The sequence below is a fragment of the Undibacterium sp. GW821-FHT11B02 genome (assembly GCF_058808955.1).
In genome coordinates, this window is sequence record NZ_JBXASD010000019.1 from 1 (window position 1) to 15,817 (window position 15,817).

General features: G+C 49.0%; 15 protein-coding genes. 10 read left to right on the plus strand and 5 right to left on the minus strand.

What is annotated here, in order from left to right; genetic code table 11:
* From AC1RVX_RS27585 to aroG, 3 genes are all read left to right on the plus strand, one after another.
* Positions 1-621, plus strand: a 621-nt coding sequence (locus AC1RVX_RS27585; protein WP_493219797.1) for a cellulose synthase subunit BcsC-related outer membrane protein, incomplete at its 5' end; no start/stop codon positions are given.
* A gap of 3 nt (positions 622-624) precedes the next feature.
* Positions 625-1,074, plus strand: coding sequence for a tetratricopeptide repeat protein (locus AC1RVX_RS27590; protein WP_493219798.1), 450 nt, complete (start codon positions 625-627; stop codon positions 1,072-1,074).
* 489 nt (positions 1,075-1,563) lie between these two features.
* Positions 1,564-2,625 carry a 3-deoxy-7-phosphoheptulonate synthase AroG gene (aroG, locus tag AC1RVX_RS27595; RefSeq protein ID WP_493219799.1) on the plus strand — a complete coding sequence of 354 codons (1,062 nt, stop codon included), beginning with the start codon at positions 1,564-1,566 and terminating at the stop codon, positions 2,623-2,625.
* 134 nt (positions 2,626-2,759) lie between these two features.
* Here aroG and AC1RVX_RS27600 read toward each other — a convergent pair whose 3' ends face one another.
* Complete coding sequence (locus AC1RVX_RS27600; protein WP_493219800.1) at positions 2,760-3,407, minus strand: NADPH-dependent F420 reductase; 648 nt, start codon at positions 3,405-3,407, stop codon at positions 2,760-2,762.
* 122 nt (positions 3,408-3,529) lie between these two features.
* Here AC1RVX_RS27600 and AC1RVX_RS27605 point away from each other — a divergent pair, with 122 nt between their 5' ends.
* Both AC1RVX_RS27605 and AC1RVX_RS27610 read left to right on the plus strand, forming a co-directional pair.
* Complete coding sequence (locus AC1RVX_RS27605; protein WP_493219801.1) at positions 3,530-4,453, plus strand: LysR family transcriptional regulator; 924 nt, start codon at positions 3,530-3,532, stop codon at positions 4,451-4,453.
* 254 nt (positions 4,454-4,707) lie between these two features.
* Positions 4,708-5,241, plus strand: coding sequence for a hypothetical protein (locus AC1RVX_RS27610; protein ID WP_493219802.1), 534 nt, complete (start codon positions 4,708-4,710; stop codon positions 5,239-5,241).
* Between the two features lie 440 nt (positions 5,242-5,681).
* Here AC1RVX_RS27610 and AC1RVX_RS27615 read toward each other — a convergent pair whose 3' ends face one another.
* Positions 5,682-6,287 carry a response regulator transcription factor gene (locus AC1RVX_RS27615; protein WP_493219803.1) on the minus strand — a complete coding sequence of 202 codons (606 nt, stop codon included), beginning with the start codon at positions 6,285-6,287 and terminating at the stop codon, positions 5,682-5,684.
* Positions 6,288-6,589: 302 nt separating this feature from the next.
* Here AC1RVX_RS27615 and AC1RVX_RS27620 point away from each other — a divergent pair, with 302 nt between their 5' ends.
* Together AC1RVX_RS27620 and AC1RVX_RS27625 are read left to right on the plus strand one after the other, a co-directional pair.
* Positions 6,590-7,888 (plus strand): porin, encoded by a 1,299-nt coding sequence (locus AC1RVX_RS27620; RefSeq protein WP_493219804.1) that lies wholly within the window; start codon positions 6,590-6,592, stop codon positions 7,886-7,888.
* Positions 7,889-8,053: 165 nt separating this feature from the next.
* Entirely contained in the window at positions 8,054-8,509 is a 456-nt protein-coding gene (locus tag AC1RVX_RS27625) for a cache domain-containing protein (RefSeq protein ID WP_493219805.1), read from the plus strand.
* An 88-nt stretch (positions 8,510-8,597) separates the two neighbouring features.
* On the opposite strand, the gene AC1RVX_RS27630 is transcribed toward AC1RVX_RS27625, so the two are convergent.
* A complete protein-coding gene (locus AC1RVX_RS27630) occupies positions 8,598-9,482 on the minus strand; it encodes an amino acid ABC transporter substrate-binding protein (RefSeq protein WP_493219806.1) in 885 nt (294 codons plus the stop codon).
* Positions 9,483-9,817: 335 nt separating this feature from the next.
* Between AC1RVX_RS27630 and AC1RVX_RS27635 the strand changes: the two genes are divergently transcribed.
* Positions 9,818-11,689, plus strand: a complete 1,872-nt coding sequence (locus AC1RVX_RS27635; RefSeq protein WP_493219807.1) for an eCIS core domain-containing protein — start codon at positions 9,818-9,820, stop codon at positions 11,687-11,689.
* Positions 11,690-11,839: 150 nt separating this feature from the next.
* Here the strand turns inward: AC1RVX_RS27635 and AC1RVX_RS27640 are convergent, their stop codons facing one another.
* Positions 11,840-12,514: a retropepsin-like aspartic protease family protein gene (locus AC1RVX_RS27640; protein ID WP_493219808.1), complete on the minus strand. Its 675-nt coding sequence runs from the start codon at positions 12,512-12,514 to the stop codon at positions 11,840-11,842.
* 6 nt (positions 12,515-12,520) lie between these two features.
* Positions 12,521-13,006 carry a YajQ family cyclic di-GMP-binding protein gene (locus AC1RVX_RS27645; protein WP_186949744.1) on the minus strand — a complete coding sequence of 162 codons (486 nt, stop codon included), beginning with the start codon at positions 13,004-13,006 and terminating at the stop codon, positions 12,521-12,523.
* A 166-nt stretch (positions 13,007-13,172) separates the two neighbouring features.
* Here AC1RVX_RS27645 and murB point away from each other — a divergent pair, with 166 nt between their 5' ends.
* On the plus strand, positions 13,173-14,201 hold the full coding sequence (gene murB, locus AC1RVX_RS27650; protein WP_493219809.1) for a UDP-N-acetylmuramate dehydrogenase: 1,029 nt from the start codon (positions 13,173-13,175) through the stop codon (positions 14,199-14,201).
* 52 nt (positions 14,202-14,253) lie between these two features.
* Entirely contained in the window at positions 14,254-15,810 is a 1,557-nt protein-coding gene (locus AC1RVX_RS27655; RefSeq protein ID WP_493219810.1) for a C13 family peptidase, read from the plus strand.
* Positions 15,811-15,817 lie beyond the last annotated feature (7 nt).

Below are 15,817 nucleotides of genomic sequence, written 5' to 3' on the forward strand. Positions count from 1 at the left end.
GGCGTCTACGCCAGCCTCGGTTACTACGGTTTAACCGGTAAAAACGTCGCCAAAAACACCATGGCCGAATTTGGCGCCGGAGCCTACTGGCGCGCCTACAAAACCAAAGACTTCAGCTTCACCACCGGGCTAGGACTGACCTCCTTCTTCTACCAAAAGAACCTGCGCTACTTCACCTACGGACATGGTGGCTACTTCAGCCCCAAATCCTATGTTGCCATGGGCATCCCGTTTGAAATAGCCGGACGCAAAGGCAAGTTTGCCTACCAGCTTGGCACCACACTAGGCATGCAACACTTCAGAGAACTCGAAGCGCCGTACTACCCCAATTCACCGGCAGAGCAGGCCGAGCTCGAACAATTTGCGGCAGCCAACCCCACCATCAACATCCCGACGACGTATCCGGGCCAAACCAGATCGGCATTTGCCTTCAAGCTCAACGGCGCGGCAGAATACCAACTGACCCCCCATTTGTTCCTGGGTGGACGGATCACGGCAGACAACTCGGGAGACTTCAACGATGCGGCAGCGGCAGTGTATCTGCGCTATAGCTTCGAAACCAGAAAGACACCAGTCGCCTTCCCGCCGCTGGTTCCTAAACCTTATTATTCCGGAAATTAAATCGTGAAAACCATCACCTCCTTATTTTCCTCGCCATCAAGCCTGGCATCCGTGCTGGGTGCAGGTTTGCTGGCCTTGTCAGCGACTGCATTGGCACAGGATCCGAATGCCGATGGCCGCAAGCTTTTGGCAGAAGGTAATACCAGTGACGCCAGCAAAAAATTTGCCGAAGCCGCCAAGGTCAATCCTTTTGATGCCTCTGCCCTTAACAACCAGGCCGTGGCACTGGCTGCCCAGGGCGATACAGAAAAAGCCCTGAACCTGCTGGAAAGAGCCAATCGCCTCAGCCCCAACCGTGCCGATATCGCCGCCAACCTGAATGAATTACGCAACTGGATGAACCGCAACGCGCCGCAAGTTGCCGCTATCGAAAGAAAAACCCCGGTACCCGGTGCCTACCCCATACAAGGGGGGGATATTCCGCCAGAACCACCCCCTTTGTGGAAAAAATAAGCATATAGAATAAGCAAATAACGGCAACATCCTTGCAAATTGCCTGATTTTGATGCACTATTGATTGGAACTGCTCATACCGATGGGCAAAATAAGGCAAAAACAATTATTTGATCAGCAATCGATATATAAATTGATATGAAACACATTGTTTTCTTTTTCTTCTTTTACTTTAGCTATTCCAAGCCAACGGCGGTGGGAAGACGGTAAGCACACGAAGAAAAAGCGCTAAACCAAAATTCTAAAAAACCGCCCGATCAGGCGGTTTTTTTTTGCCTTAATTTTACGGAATAAACGTAACGCATAAAAAGCAAGACCTCTCAACACAGAGACACAGAGAAAGGCAAGAGAAGAGCGAGTAAGTGAGATGGACAATGAACCCTTTTGGGTTTCTTGAATTGACTCTGTGCTCCCTCTGTGCCTCCGTGGTGAGATTTTAGGTTTTCAAATTTTCTTATTTTAATTTTTTAGTATCTGACAGGAGTTAACATGCAGCGCACCGACGATTTACGTATACGCGAGATGAAAGAACTGGTTCCACCTTCACACCTGATCCGTGAATTTGCCTGCTCCGACAAGGCTTCTGAAACTGCAGCCAATGCCCGCACAGCCTTGCATCGTATTTTGCACGGTCAGGATGACAGACTGATGGTCGTCATCGGCCCATGCTCCATCCATGACACCAAGGCAGCGATGGAATATGCACACAGACTGGCCGCCGAGCGTGGCCGTTTTGCCGGTGAACTGGAAATCATCATGCGCGTGTATTTCGAAAAACCACGCACCACCGTCGGCTGGAAAGGTCTGATCAATGACCCTTACCTCGACAACAGCTTCCGCATCAACGACGGCCTGCGCATCGCCCGTGAACTGCTGCTCAACATCAATGAACTGGGTCTGCCTGCCGGTACTGAATACCTTGACGTGATCAGCCCGCAATACATCGCGGACCTCATCAGCTGGGGCGCAATCGGTGCCCGCACCACCGAATCACAAGTACACAGGGAACTGGCATCCGGCCTGTCGTGCCCGGTTGGCTTCAAAAACGGTACCGATGGCAATGTCAAAATCGCCGTTGACGCCATCAAGGCATCGTCACAGCCGCATCATTTTTTATCTGTCACCAAGGGCGGCCATTCTGCCATCGTCTCCACCAATGGCAATGAAGACTGCCACATCATCCTGCGCGGTGGCAAAACACCTAACTATGATGCAGCCAGCGTCGATGCCGCCTGCAAAGACATCGCCAACAGCGGCCTGGCATCACGCCTGATGATTGATGCATCACACGCCAACAGCTCCAAGAACCCGGCCAACCAGGTCCCCGTCTGTGCTGACATCGCCAAACAAATCGCTGATGGCGATACCCGCATTGTCGGCGTCATGATCGAATCCCACCTCGTCGCCGGTCGCCAGGACCTGGTGCAAGGCAAAGAACTGGTCTATGGCCAATCCGTCACCGACGGCTGCATAGACTGGGATTCCAGCATCAAGGTGCTCGAAGGTCTGGCCGATGCAGTCAAGCAAAGGCGCTTGAAGGAAGCGTATTGAAATTATTTAATTTCGTTATGCGGTAGGTTGTTCCGGTCATTTAAGACGGCTGTGACCAAATGCTTATCTCATAAGCGCCGCTACGCTCACCAGCAGTTACTGACAGTGTCTGCTGGGTGAGCGTACGATTTCAATTAGATACGGATGAAATTGTGCGTCGACAGCGGGCCGAAAGGCAGCGAGGCCAGCGGCCCGCCGACATTGAGCACGCCAAGATCAACGGGGAAGAAGCCGGCGGTTTCCATAATCCCGCGCACCTCGGCTTTTGCGGCAGCGTCATCACCCGAGTAGAACAATACGCGCTTGCCACCTGCCACCTCCGGCTCCTTCAGTACATTGACGTCGTTGTGGTTGAATGCCTTGACGACCCGTGCACCAGGAACCAATTGCTGAATGATTTGACTCGAGTGCTTTTCACCAAGATTGACCGCCTTGATGCCATAAGCGGCGAGCGGATTGCTTGGGTCGTTCGCATCTGGCGATGTTGCGGGATCGAAGAATTCCACCGGGTTCGTGCCATCGATCACAATGCGACCGTCCCACGCCGGCAGGCTGCCCAGCACTTTCTCTGCATCGACCCAGCGGACCGCGACCAACACCATGTCGGCGCTTGCTGCCTCTTCCACTGTTCCAGCCTTGATGGATGGCCCTAACTCTTTAACCAGATCTGTCAGTGAAGCCGGTCCACGGCTGTTGGATATGGTGGCAGAGATCCCTTTTTTTGCAAGAATGCGGGCGAAGTTGGAGCCGAGTGCGCCTGAGCCAATGATGCCGATAGTCATGATATTTCCTTTAGAGTTAAGTCAATAAGTTGTTTGACGAGTTGAATTTTAGTCCCCGGTAGTTTATAGCGTTAGTGGTAATCGGCTATAATCAGTTTCAATCATTACTTGAAAGTAAAACCGTGGAAACGCTCGCCAATCTGGAGTCCTTTGTCCGTAGTGCAGAGAGCGGCAGCTTTTCTGCTGCGGCACGTCGGCTGGGCTTGACGCCAGCAGCAGTGAGCCGGAACGTCGCGCTTCTGGAACGCAACCTTGGCGTGCGACTCTTCCTGCGCAACACGCGTGGCCTGACCCTCACTGAGGCGGGTGAACGTTTTCAGCAATCGGTTCAGAGTGGTCTCGACAGAATCCAGGGAGCAATTGCCGACATCAAGGTCAATGCCGGGCAACCGGCTGGCGTATTGAAGCTGAGTGCTGCCCCGGGATTTGGCATGGATTATCTGTTACCTCTTATGCCCGCGTTTCTCAAGCGATATCCGGGCGTGACACCTGACTGGGTTTTCGATAGCCGCCCACTGGACCTGATCGCAGGCGGCTTTGATGCGGCGATTGGTGCAGGTTTTGAGCTGCCGCCGGGTATGGTGGCGCGCGAACTGGCGCAAATACATTTGATTGCGGTGGCATCGCCAGCGCTATTGCAGGGCAAACGCCATCCGAAAGATCCATCTGAACTGGCCGGGTTCCCCAATGTGGTAATGCGTTCTCCATTGACTGGTCGTATGCGGACGCAGATCATGCGCAATAGCGCTGGCGTCGAAGTCACGGCAAAACAGCAGCCAATCATGCTGGTCAACGATCCGGATGCCCTCAGTCGCGCCGTGCTGCTGGGCCTTGGTGTTGGCTTGATACCAGTTCCACACGCTGCTCCCCATCTGGAAACTGGCACACTGGTGCGATTGCTGCCAAACTGGTATGGCGATGTCGGAGCGATTTCCTTGTATTTCACCAGTCAGAAACTGTTGCCAGTGAAGACGCGCGCCTTTGTTGATTTTGTTGTCGATGCATTTAGGGAGCAGAAGCTGCCGCAACTTCTTTCCGCTAAATAGCGCAACTCTCTAGCGAATCACCGTCACTGGCCTCTAAGCCTGGTCGTGTCGAGAACGGAGGCGTATTGCCGCTTGGTCCGTCAATCGGCTTGATGATTCTTGAATCTCCAGAACTCGTTGTATTATCGCCGTTCGGTGTTTTGTTTGATTGGCAGGTCTTTAAGCAACGCATATAGAATTTATTTTCTTGTTCAACATAGTCCTAAAAATGTACAGTACAAATCTCTATATTTCATGCGGCAGGGGGCTAGGCAATGGGTGTTCAGATCAATTTTTGGATGACGGGGAAAGACGAGACGATGTTCATTGATCGTCTCCATCAAGATGACGTGGTTTGGACGGAACGTGCATTGGAATTAGGTGAACGCCCGGTCGCTAAGGAATTGAACGAGTGGATTCCCGACGCAGAGGCGCAGTGGGTCATTCTGATTCGGCGCACAGACTGGTGCAGTCTGGCCGTTAAAGATATCGAAAATGATCCCATGCCTCAAATGACACATCGCATTTTCAAGCCGTGGACTATGGTGGGTGGGGGCGACTCGCCAGCCTTCCAGTGGAACACTTGCGCTCGCGCCAGCGGAGGTATAAAACGGGGAAGAATTTATTACGAAACTGACTGGTTTGATGGCAAGCACACGCATCGAAAGCCGCCCGATGCTGGAAAATGGTTCAATCGCCTGGTTGGATGGATCCGGCGTAATAGTGAAAAAGATACAAATAGCGGCAACTACATTTTGCCGGACGCATTTTCCAAACTTAATAGCGGCGATGTGCATCTAGGGCCGTGAAGTTTAAATTCTTCTTCGCGCGGTCCTGGATCGCTTGAATGTTCACACGCCTTAATTGATTGCCGCATTGTTAGGATTATTCATTGCGGTTTTCAATGTTTCGCTCATTGGAAATGTTAATTTAGGTGTGACGAACCATTTCGTGTAAATTTTATTCAATTCACCGGTCTTATATAAATTAGCCAGTTCGATATTAACGATTTTTTTCAATTGTTCACTGTCATTTCGCATGGCTATTCCAATGGGATCCCGTGCCAGCCTGCGTGTGTGCGATCAGCTTAACGTAATCGCACACCTGTTGAGCGTCAAAATATCAATCAAAACCATGGCCTGGCACGCTGCACATCTATCAGCCCGCTATTGCTTGGAGCGACGCAGCCAATGATAGCAACATTAATGAAATCAATACAATATCCTTATTTTCAGAAAATAGAATAGCTTCATCTCATCTCTGTGCGGCCTTGGATTAACGCCAGTTCGACGAGTGATTTGACATTCATTTTAAAAAAAATATGGGCTCGGTGTACTTCTACTGTTCTGACACTGATTCCTAGTTCGCTCGCTATTTTACTATTCGACCATCCCTTAAAGAGCAACGCCAATACCTCATTTTCCCTGGGTGACAAAGTCTTAAATAAATCTTGATTTTTAACATTCAACTGAGCAATTTTGGATTTAAGAAGCCCCTCTTTAATGCGTGCAACCAGTTTTTCTTCTTCGCAGGAATTTTGAAAAATATCGAACGCACCTCTCCTTAAGAGATTCACAGCATCTTCAACACGAATGTGATTTGAAATGAAGATGGTAGGGAAAGTCGTGGCTAATTTTTTTTCTAAAAGAATGGTAAATAACGATAAGGCATTGCCAATATTTTTTTGAGCCTCTATCACGAGACAATCCCCGTTGCTATTAAATAAGAAATCATCGTTGAGACTTAATTGAAATATCGAAAGTGATTCGTAAGTGCAGTACGGTATTTCCTGGAAGACTTTTTTAAAAGTGGATAGGGGATAATTTTTTTTGTCAGCACTTACAATGTGCAGCATGGCATGTCTCGTTTTATTCAATTAGATTCATATCACACCAGTACTGATCCAAAGAATTCACCGGATGAGATCTTGCTGTGTTACTCCATATTTTTTCAATGATTCTCCTTCAAAATTTACTTTAATGCATTGGTGGTTTCCCCATTGTGGAACACCACAATGAGGAAATCTCTAATTACCCTATGTATTTTTCTTTGCGATATTGATCATGCTAATTTTTTAACCAATTAGTAAATCTGAGACGCGATTCGTTTTCATCTAAAAGAATCGATAAAAAATATCAAACAGAGCAAAGGGGACTTATGAAATTATTTTTTACTTGTACTGCTTTATCCATTTCCATTTGTGCGGCGTTTCCAGCATACGCAGATGATGTGTCCGATTTGAAAGCACAAATTCGCTTGTTAAGCGAACGGCTTTCCAATATCGAGAATGCACGTGAAAAATCTACCCAAGCCACACCGGATGTGGCAGCCCCTGCACCTGTAACGATTGCTTATCCGCCTTCCATGCAATTGCTCAATGGCGATACGACAGTATCCCTCTATGGCATTCTTGATGCGACGTTTGCGACACAAAATCATGCTGATAAAACGGGTAACCGTGGAACGGCTCCTGTGGTTTCCTGGATGAGCGGCAATCGGTTTGGTATTGATGCGTCCCACGTCATTGATAAGGTAAGCGGACTCAAAGTCATTGGAAGACTTGAAAATGAGTTTGAATTGCCAACCGGGAATCTTGACACGAATAATGTGTTGTTTAATCGTGATGCCTGGGTTGGTGTGCAAAGTGAAAGTTTGGGGAAAATCACATTTGGTCGACAAAATACATTGCCGCGTGATTTCGCCCAGACTTGGGGTGAGGCCTTCGGCTCTCGTGAAGTTGGTCTGGATGAGGGCGGATGGAACAATAATAATCAAATGCAATACATGATTAATTATGCGGGCGGAGCGAATGGTACGCGGTACGATAGTGCTGTCGTTTGGAAGAAAAAAATGGGCCCCTGGGTTGCCGGTATGGCGCATCAGTTTAATGGCGGCGGCGGATACAGCCCTGGGTCATATACAACGGGCACAACCACTGCCTTGGCACTCGCTTATAACGGCGGTACCTGGAACGTAAGTGGCACGTTGAGCAGAGCTGATGTGGGTGGATTCATACATCAAGTTATAGGGTTTGGTGGTAATTTGCAACTCTCGCCCGAGGTCCTGGTTCGCGCAGGCTATTTCAATAACAGTACCGACCAATCCGTTGTGGGGAAAAGAAAGGATGATGTTTTCACTACGTCCATTACATTTACGCCGGTCTCTCTGAGTAATATGCAATTTGACTTTGGTTACTACAATATCAAAGCAAAAAATGCGGGCTATGCCGCTAACGGAAATACTTTAGGTGTGAATGCCGATACCAGTGCTGTAACAAATGCGGCAGATGGCAAGATGAATACATTTTATACCGCAGCATTTTATCGATGGGATAAGCAGATAGATCTCTATGTAGCGATGGATCTTGTTCAGACGAGTGGTGGTTTTAAATACGGTTTCACGCACGGATTTAATAGTGCGTATGAGCTTGGTACAGGCTTTCGATTCAAATTTTAATCTGGCCGGTAAACAGTTTTCGCTCCGATATTGGTGAGCATATGAATGCTCACCAATACAGCAACAACATAGCGCCACAATTTTGTTCAGCGTGCCGTCGGTATTGTTTGCCCAGAGGGCCAAGATTTCAATTGGTAAAACTCAGTTTTGGAGGTCAATAGCAGCATGAGAAATATAATCATATCGGTACTGTTTGCCGCAACCGCGCTGCCCGCCATACCGGCGTTGGCCGCGGACACAGCCGCCGCTGCCGTGGCGATGGTGGACAAGGGTGTCGCGTACATGCAAAAGAATGGGAGAGAAGCGCTCATCAAGGAAGTCAATGAGAAAAACCCTGCGTTCATTAATGAATACACCTATCTGACAGTGCGGGCCTTGGACGGCACCCAGTTGGCACACCCAACCAATCCCAAATTAGTTGGAAAGAACATGGTCGTGCTTCCTGACGCCGATGGAAAACTATTTCGCAAAGAGATCATTGATCAGGCAAAGTCCAAAGGCAAGGGATGGGTGGACTACCGCTACAACAATCCGGCCAATGGCCAGATCGAAAAGAAATCGACCTACTTTTTTAAGCAGGATGATGTGATTCTGGAAGCTGGCATCTACAAAGGCAAATAGGTGACGGTCACCCTCGTGATGTGCGTCCAGGGCCGTGAAGTCTAACTCTCCATCGAGCGGATCTGGATCGCTTGAATGTTCACGCGCCCTAATTGATTGCGGCATTGTTAGGATTATTCATTGCGGCTTTTAATGCATCGCTCATTGGAAATTTTAATTTGGGAGTGACAAACCACTTCGCGTAAATTTTGTTCAATTCCCCGGTCTTGTATAAATTAGCCAGTTCAGTATTTACGATTTTTTCCAATTGCTCACTGTCATTTCGCATGGTTATTCCTATTGGATCCCGCGCCAGTGAAACGTCTAACATGGCGTATCCACTCGCATCTGCGGAATTCGCCGCAAGAATGGCCAGTTGGACATCGTCATGTACAAATGCGTCAACTTTTCCACTTGCCAAAGCTTTGAATGAATCATCATTGTCATGTGACTTTATATATTGGATGCCCAGATGTTTTTGTGCATCTAATTTTGTTAAATGCAAAGCACCTTGAGCACCTTGATTAAGGACGACTCTTTTGCCTTTCAGGTCATCAATACTTTTAATTCCAGAGTTTGATTTGACAAGAATTTTCGTATCAACAAAAAAGATAGAGTTAGAAAATTTTATGATCTTTTGTCTCTCTTTCAAATTCGACGTCGACCCGCATTCCATATCCACTGAGCCATCTGCCACCTTAGAAATACGGTCGCTAGAAGACAACGAAACATAATTCACCTTGATGTCTGGCATGGAAAGTGTTTTTTTGATTGCGTCAACTATATGCGCACACAAATCCAGCGAATACCCGATTGGCTTGTGTTCGGGATTGGTGTAAGAAAAGGGTAAAGAAGACTCTCTGTGCCCAATCACAACCGTCCCAGTACTTTTTATTTTTTTCAGTACGGGATCCATTTCTTGAGCCACTACATGACTAGTAATTAAAAGCGATGCCAGGAATAACGAAACAAATTTTATTTTATGGAGTGACATGATTTTTCCCATTTAAAAGTACGATTAAAAGTGCTTGCCGGCTCAAATTTCGAGAGACTGGATACGATGGCTTAATGCAGATTGAGTCAAGATCTGCCTGTCCGCTGATTGTGAAAAATTCCTTGTTTGCTTCAGACTGATGTTATGTCCGCTTGTCGGTCAATGTATTCTTTATCCGCATAGAAGCATGATTTTTTCGCATAGGCAATATTCCACAGTGACTTGAGTAATGGGCGGGTATAGAGTCGAAACGGGATAAAGTTACTTGTCTCTGCCAGAAAGGTTATAAAATAGGCAGTAAATCCAAGGCGTATTATGATTCTGTGAGGCAAGCGATGCGTAACACCACACCATTACAGCAAGCGAGCCAACAGCACAATCAACATGAGCCAACACTGCAGCACCTGTCGCTACCAACCAGTCAGCGCGTAGCTACGGTTGTTGATACTCGCCAGCAAGCGTTGACGCATAGACAGTTACAAGAGCGTGCGAACAATAGTCCTCAAGCTTTAGCGCAAGGACGGTTGCAAAAAAAGGCTGATAATAGTCCGCAATCCATGCAACTCAAGGCACATAGCGACTTGCTACAAGCCAAATTCACCGCTACACAACAACAAGCACCAGCATCCGTAGCAAATAAAACCGGCATGCCAAGCCAGCTCAAGGCTGGTATCGAATCATTGTCTGGTATGAGTATGGATCATGTGCGGGTGCACTATAACTCTGCACAACCAGCGCAATTGAATGCCCATGCGTATGCGCAAGGCAGCGATATCCACGTTGCGCCAGGCCAGGAAAAACACTTGCCGCATGAGGCCTGGCACGTCGTGCAGCAGGCACAAGGGCGAGTGCGCCCGACCATGCAAATGAAGGGCGCAATACCTGTCAATGATGATGCCGGGCTGGAAGCGGAGGCCGATGTCATGGGGGCGCAGGCACTGCAAATGGTGGCAATGCCTGCTACAGAAAATGCCTCGCCCAAGTTCAAGCAAGGAAATAATTTTGTGCCTGTTGGTCAAGGCAGTGTGCAAAAAAAGTTGATGATTGAGAATCAGCCTTATTCCTATCAGGAAGGGACGGAAAGAATTCACAACATGGGAACGAATAGACCACACACGTTCACTCCTGTAGACAAGCCCAAGGCGAAAGAATTGTCATCAGATTTATGGAAAAGGCAGTACGCTAACGTCGCTGAATTCCAGGATCATATTTCTGGGCAGCCAGTCAATTGTGGGCTGTTTCCATCCCTGGGCTTGTGGTACCGACTTCCATTTAATCCTGGAACGCCTTTTGTGCTGGCGGAAAACCATGCGACTAAAGTGACGCCCATCATGATAGAGAGTAATCGTAAGGGCAGCATTCTGCATGAGAGTAATGGTGTCATTCCTATCAAGTCAAAGAATGCAGCGCAGAAACCTGATGGCGTTACTGGTTTTCATAAGACAGCAATGGAATCCGTGATCGCCAAGACGATGTTTGGTGTGGTATTTCATCCAGCTGAAAGTATGCAACCTACTAAAAAATCGAGCCACGAAACGGAAACGGCTTCAGTATGGCTAGGGAAATACGCCAATGCCAGAGTCAAAGGTAAAGACGTGCACAAAAGGCCCTATTATGAAAATGAGCGACGCGTAAAAGTCATATTAGGTGAAAATTCAGACGTGGCTTACAGTTCAATAAACACGATGTTAAGAGTTAAAGCACAGTTTGATGAAGAAGCAGATAAGTACATTAAGGAGTCAGACAAACCAGCAGCAGTTAAATTGGTTAAAAAAGCAAAAAAATCCCTGCATCAGTGGTGGGAGGCGATGCTGAAAGTGCGGGACTTGTATGCAGCACTGAACAAAGATGCCGGTGCAATAAAAAATAAAGAAAAAGAGATCGCTGGAAGAAGTAAAAATCTTGTTCCTCAATTGAGGAATTTATTCGAGATGGAGTATAAACCTCAGATTGGTGGCCTGGAAGAGCGGAAAGATGCTGCTAATGAAATAGGGCAAGAGGGCGAGAAGGGGGAAACTTTAGCAATGCGGGATTTGGCCATGTTGACCGTTATCCTCAATAAGAAGAAAGACGGTTGGGGGGATCACGAAATGATCGCCATGGGGGCGGACCATGTGAAAACACTAAAAGATCCACTGACCGATAAGGCGAAATTGAAAGTGATAACTAGGGAAGAATTTATTAACGATAGCAAGAATGCACTTTAATCTCCAATTGGAGAATCACAGCAGAAATCTAATTGGTAACGATCAGATTCCACTATAAAACGGTGTTCGCAAAAAAATGACGAATGCACTAAATCTTGATGCTATTCACCCTTGTTGATGAAGTCCGGTTGACCCAAGATTCGCGTTTACTCAAAACCGCTTCGTCAACGTCATCTGATCCCCCTCGCGGCGCATATCCATGCGGTTGAGGAAGGACATGCCCAGTAGGGGGGTGGTCAGGCCATTTTCGATGACGGAAGCCTCGACCTGATGTAATTCGACATCACCGACCTTGATGGTGTCAATCTTGACCAGATAGGTGTCCACGATGCCACCGGCAGTGTTGGCGCGGCCGGGGCGGCCTTCTTTGTATTTCAAGCCTATTTTAACGGCTTCGCTGGCAGGCAGGGCGATCAGGCTGGCACCAGTGTCGACCAGCATGTTGACGCTGACGCCGTTGATGACGGCACGGGCGATGAAATGGCCATGGTCGCCAACTCTCAGCACGACCGAACTGCTGGAACTGGCGGCAGAATGGTGCACCGCCTGACCGATGATCAGTACCTGGCGTTTACCGTTGATGATGACGGTGGCCGATTCACGGTCGGCATCGACCAGTTTGGTGTCACCATTGATGGTGGCGCCGACGGAATAGGTCTTGGGTGCTGCGCCGTCCACGACCAGGATGGCTTTGCCTGGAAACAGGCCAACCACGTCGATATCAGTCGCCAGACTGCTTCCTGCTGTGGTCAGCAAGGGCAACGCGGTGGCCATTGCCAGCAGGGTCTTGCGACCTGATAAACCCGGTACATGTGTCAGGCGCATAATGGCTTAATCCCTGAAGTTGTTAAATTCCAGCGGTAAATCCTTGATCTCTTTGCGCAGCATGGCCATGGCACCCTGCAAATCATCACGTTTGGCACCGGTGACACGTACCGAATCGCCTTGGATGCTGGCTTGCACTTTGAGCTTGCTGTCCTTGATAGCTTTGACAATTTTCTTGGCATCTTCGGTTTCTATGCCGTTTTTGACCTTGATGCCTTGCTTGACCTTGTCGCCACCAATTTTTTCGATTTTGCCCAGATCCAGGAAACGTACATCGACATTGCGTTTGGCCAGGGTCATGGTCAATTCGGTACGGACCTGGTCGAGATGGAATTCGGAATCGCCATAAATGGTCAGTTCACGGTCTTTTTGCTCTACCTTGGCGCTGCTGCCTTTGAGGTCAAAGCGGTTGGTGACCACTTTATTGGTCTGGTCAATGGCATTCTTGACATCCACCATGTTGGCTTCGGATACGGTATCAAATGAGGGCATTTTGCTTCCTTGCTAAAAATATTAATTGAGGACCTGGCCAAAACAGGCCCTCCAAGGTGCTACAAGGCTTTGGGGGCAATTTTGAGTCAGTCCTATAAGTAACTGGTAACGGCATTTTAGCAAATGCAAGCAAGCTAAAGAGCGCTAAGGCTATAATTTCGGGTATATGACGAATTTATCTACACTTCAGACAGATTATCCTCTGCAAAACCTGAATACTTTTGGTATTGCCGCCCGTGCCCGCCAGTTTTTGCAGGTGGAAAGCCCGGCGCAACTGCATGCCGTGTTGGATGACCCCATGTTAAGTACCATGCCGCGCCTGATTTTGGGCGGTGGCAGCAACCTGGTGCTGTCGGACCAGGTGGATGCACTGGTCCTGCAAATGTGCCTGAAAGGCAGGCACATCATTGATAACAATGATGAACATGTGCTGGTGGAGGCCGCTGCTGGTGAAAACTGGCATGAATTTGTCTTGTGGACCTTGCAACAAGGTCTGGCCGGGCTGGAAAACCTGTCACTCATCCCTGGCACGGTCGGCGCAGCGCCGATACAGAACATTGGTGCCTACGGGCTGGAAATGCAGGATGTCTTCGACAGTCTGACAGCCTTTGATTTTGTGACCGGCGAGACGGTGCAACTGGACAAGGCAGCTTGTCGTTTTGCTTACCGCGACAGCATCTTCAAACACGAATACAAAGACCGCATGGTCATCCTGGCGGTGCGTTTTGCCTTGCCCAAGCCGTGGCAAGCCAGGTTGGCGTATGCTGATGTAGCGCAATATTTAAGTCAGCACGACATCAGCGATCCTGCCCCCGTCGATGTCAGCAACGCTATCATCGCGATACGCCAGGCTAAGTTGCCTGACCCGGCGCAGATAGGTAATGCAGGCAGCTTCTTTAAAAACCCGGTGGTATCTGGTGCAAAACGCGACAGTTTGCTAGAGGTCCACCCCAAACTGGTCAGCCATTTGCAAAGCACGGGTGATTATAAGTTGGCCGCCGGTTGGCTGATAGACCAGTGTGGCTGGAAAGGCAAGCAACTGGGGCGCGCAGGTGTATATGAAAAACAGGCGCTGGTATTGGTCAACCGTGGCGGTGCCACCGGTGCCGACGTGCGGGTGCTGGCCAGTGCGGTGCAGGCCGATGTGCTGGCGAAGTTTGGCGTGATGCTGGAAGTGGAGCCGGTATTTGTCTAACGCTATAGCAATACCCCATCCTTCAATCAATTTTGTCACAACAGGATAGTGAATGTCAGAATTTTTACCCGTTAGTGCCAGTAATGATGACCAGTTGGGCAGTCAAGATGATAAGCCTGATCATGATGCAGAAGAAGGGGGCGTGAATGCGTCATCCATGCAGCGCTTGTTGACAGAAGCCTTGCGTGTCAGCGTCTGTCGTGTGCCGCGCTGGGATGGCATGCCTGCTTCGCCGGGCTTGATTGCTGGATTGATGATCTTGTATCTGTTGACGCACATTGCTGTGCAGCGCGTGATGATCATTGGGCCTGCACAGTTTTACTGGCAGGTATTTGCGTCTGGCTGGTTTTATTTTGCTGCACTTGCCTGGGTGTGTTATCGCTTGCGGCCAGTCCGTTTAAGCTTGCATCAGCGCCAGACATCCTCTTCTATGGCACCGGATGCCAGCCGTTTATTCACTCTGGCATTGGCGCAGACGCTGGTGTTGAATGTGGCAGTGTGTTCTGTCGCTGCGTTGCTGATCCGGGTGGGCTGGTATGACTTGACTGGTTTGAGCTGGCGCATGCAGTGGCTGGTTTATATACTACCCCCTTTTCTGATCTTGCTGATACAACTGCTGTTCTGGTGGCGAGCAAGTGATCGCCGCAAGATGATAATGCTGTCCGTTATAACGGTAATGTTGGTGGCGTGCGGGCTGGATTTAAGCACGCGCTCCATGACCTTCTGGTATCCGCGTCAATCCGCCAAATCCAATGAAGACGCAAGCGACAAATCCCCGGAAATCACGCAGGAAATATTTGAGCAACAGGCCGCATTGCTGACTCAAAAACTGGCCGAAATACAGCCACAAAGACCAGGTACAATAGATTTGTACAGCCTGACCTTTGCCCCTTACGGTGAAGAAAATGTCTTCCTGAATGAAACCAGCATGGTCTCGCAGGTGATGGCCCAGCGTTTTGATGCGCAGGGGCGCAGCCTGCAACTGGCGAATAACCCTGGCACCATGGCATCGCTGCCCTGGGCCACACCGCTGAACCTGCAAAGAGCCATTGCGCATATTGCTACGCGCATGGACGTGAATGAAGACATCCTGTTCATGCACCTGTCTTCGCATGGTGCCAGTGACGGCGAATTGTCAGCTGGTATGTGGCCACTGACCGTCAATCCCGTGACCCCGACAGATTTGAAGCAATGGCTGGATGATGCCGGTGTCAAATACCGCGTCATTTCTATTTCTGCCTGTTATGCAGGCAACTGGGTGGCACCGTTGTCAGATGAAAATACCCTGGTGATGACCGCATCAGATGCGGACCATACCTCATACGGTTGTGGCAGCAAATCCGACCTGACATTTTTTGGGCGTGCCATGTATGACGAACAGTTGCGCAAGCAAACCCTGTCATTTGAAGCAGCCCATGCAGCAGCTCGCCCCATCATCAAACAGCGTGAAGAAGTCGCGGGCAAGTCAGATGGTTATTCCAACCCGCAAATAGCGGTTGGTGCACAGATACGTGCACGGCTGAAATTGCTGGAACAGCGTTTGCAGGCGCAAAAGCCGCCAAAGACAGGTGATATCGCCATGCTCAAAAAGCCTGCCGCCAATGATTGAAATCGTC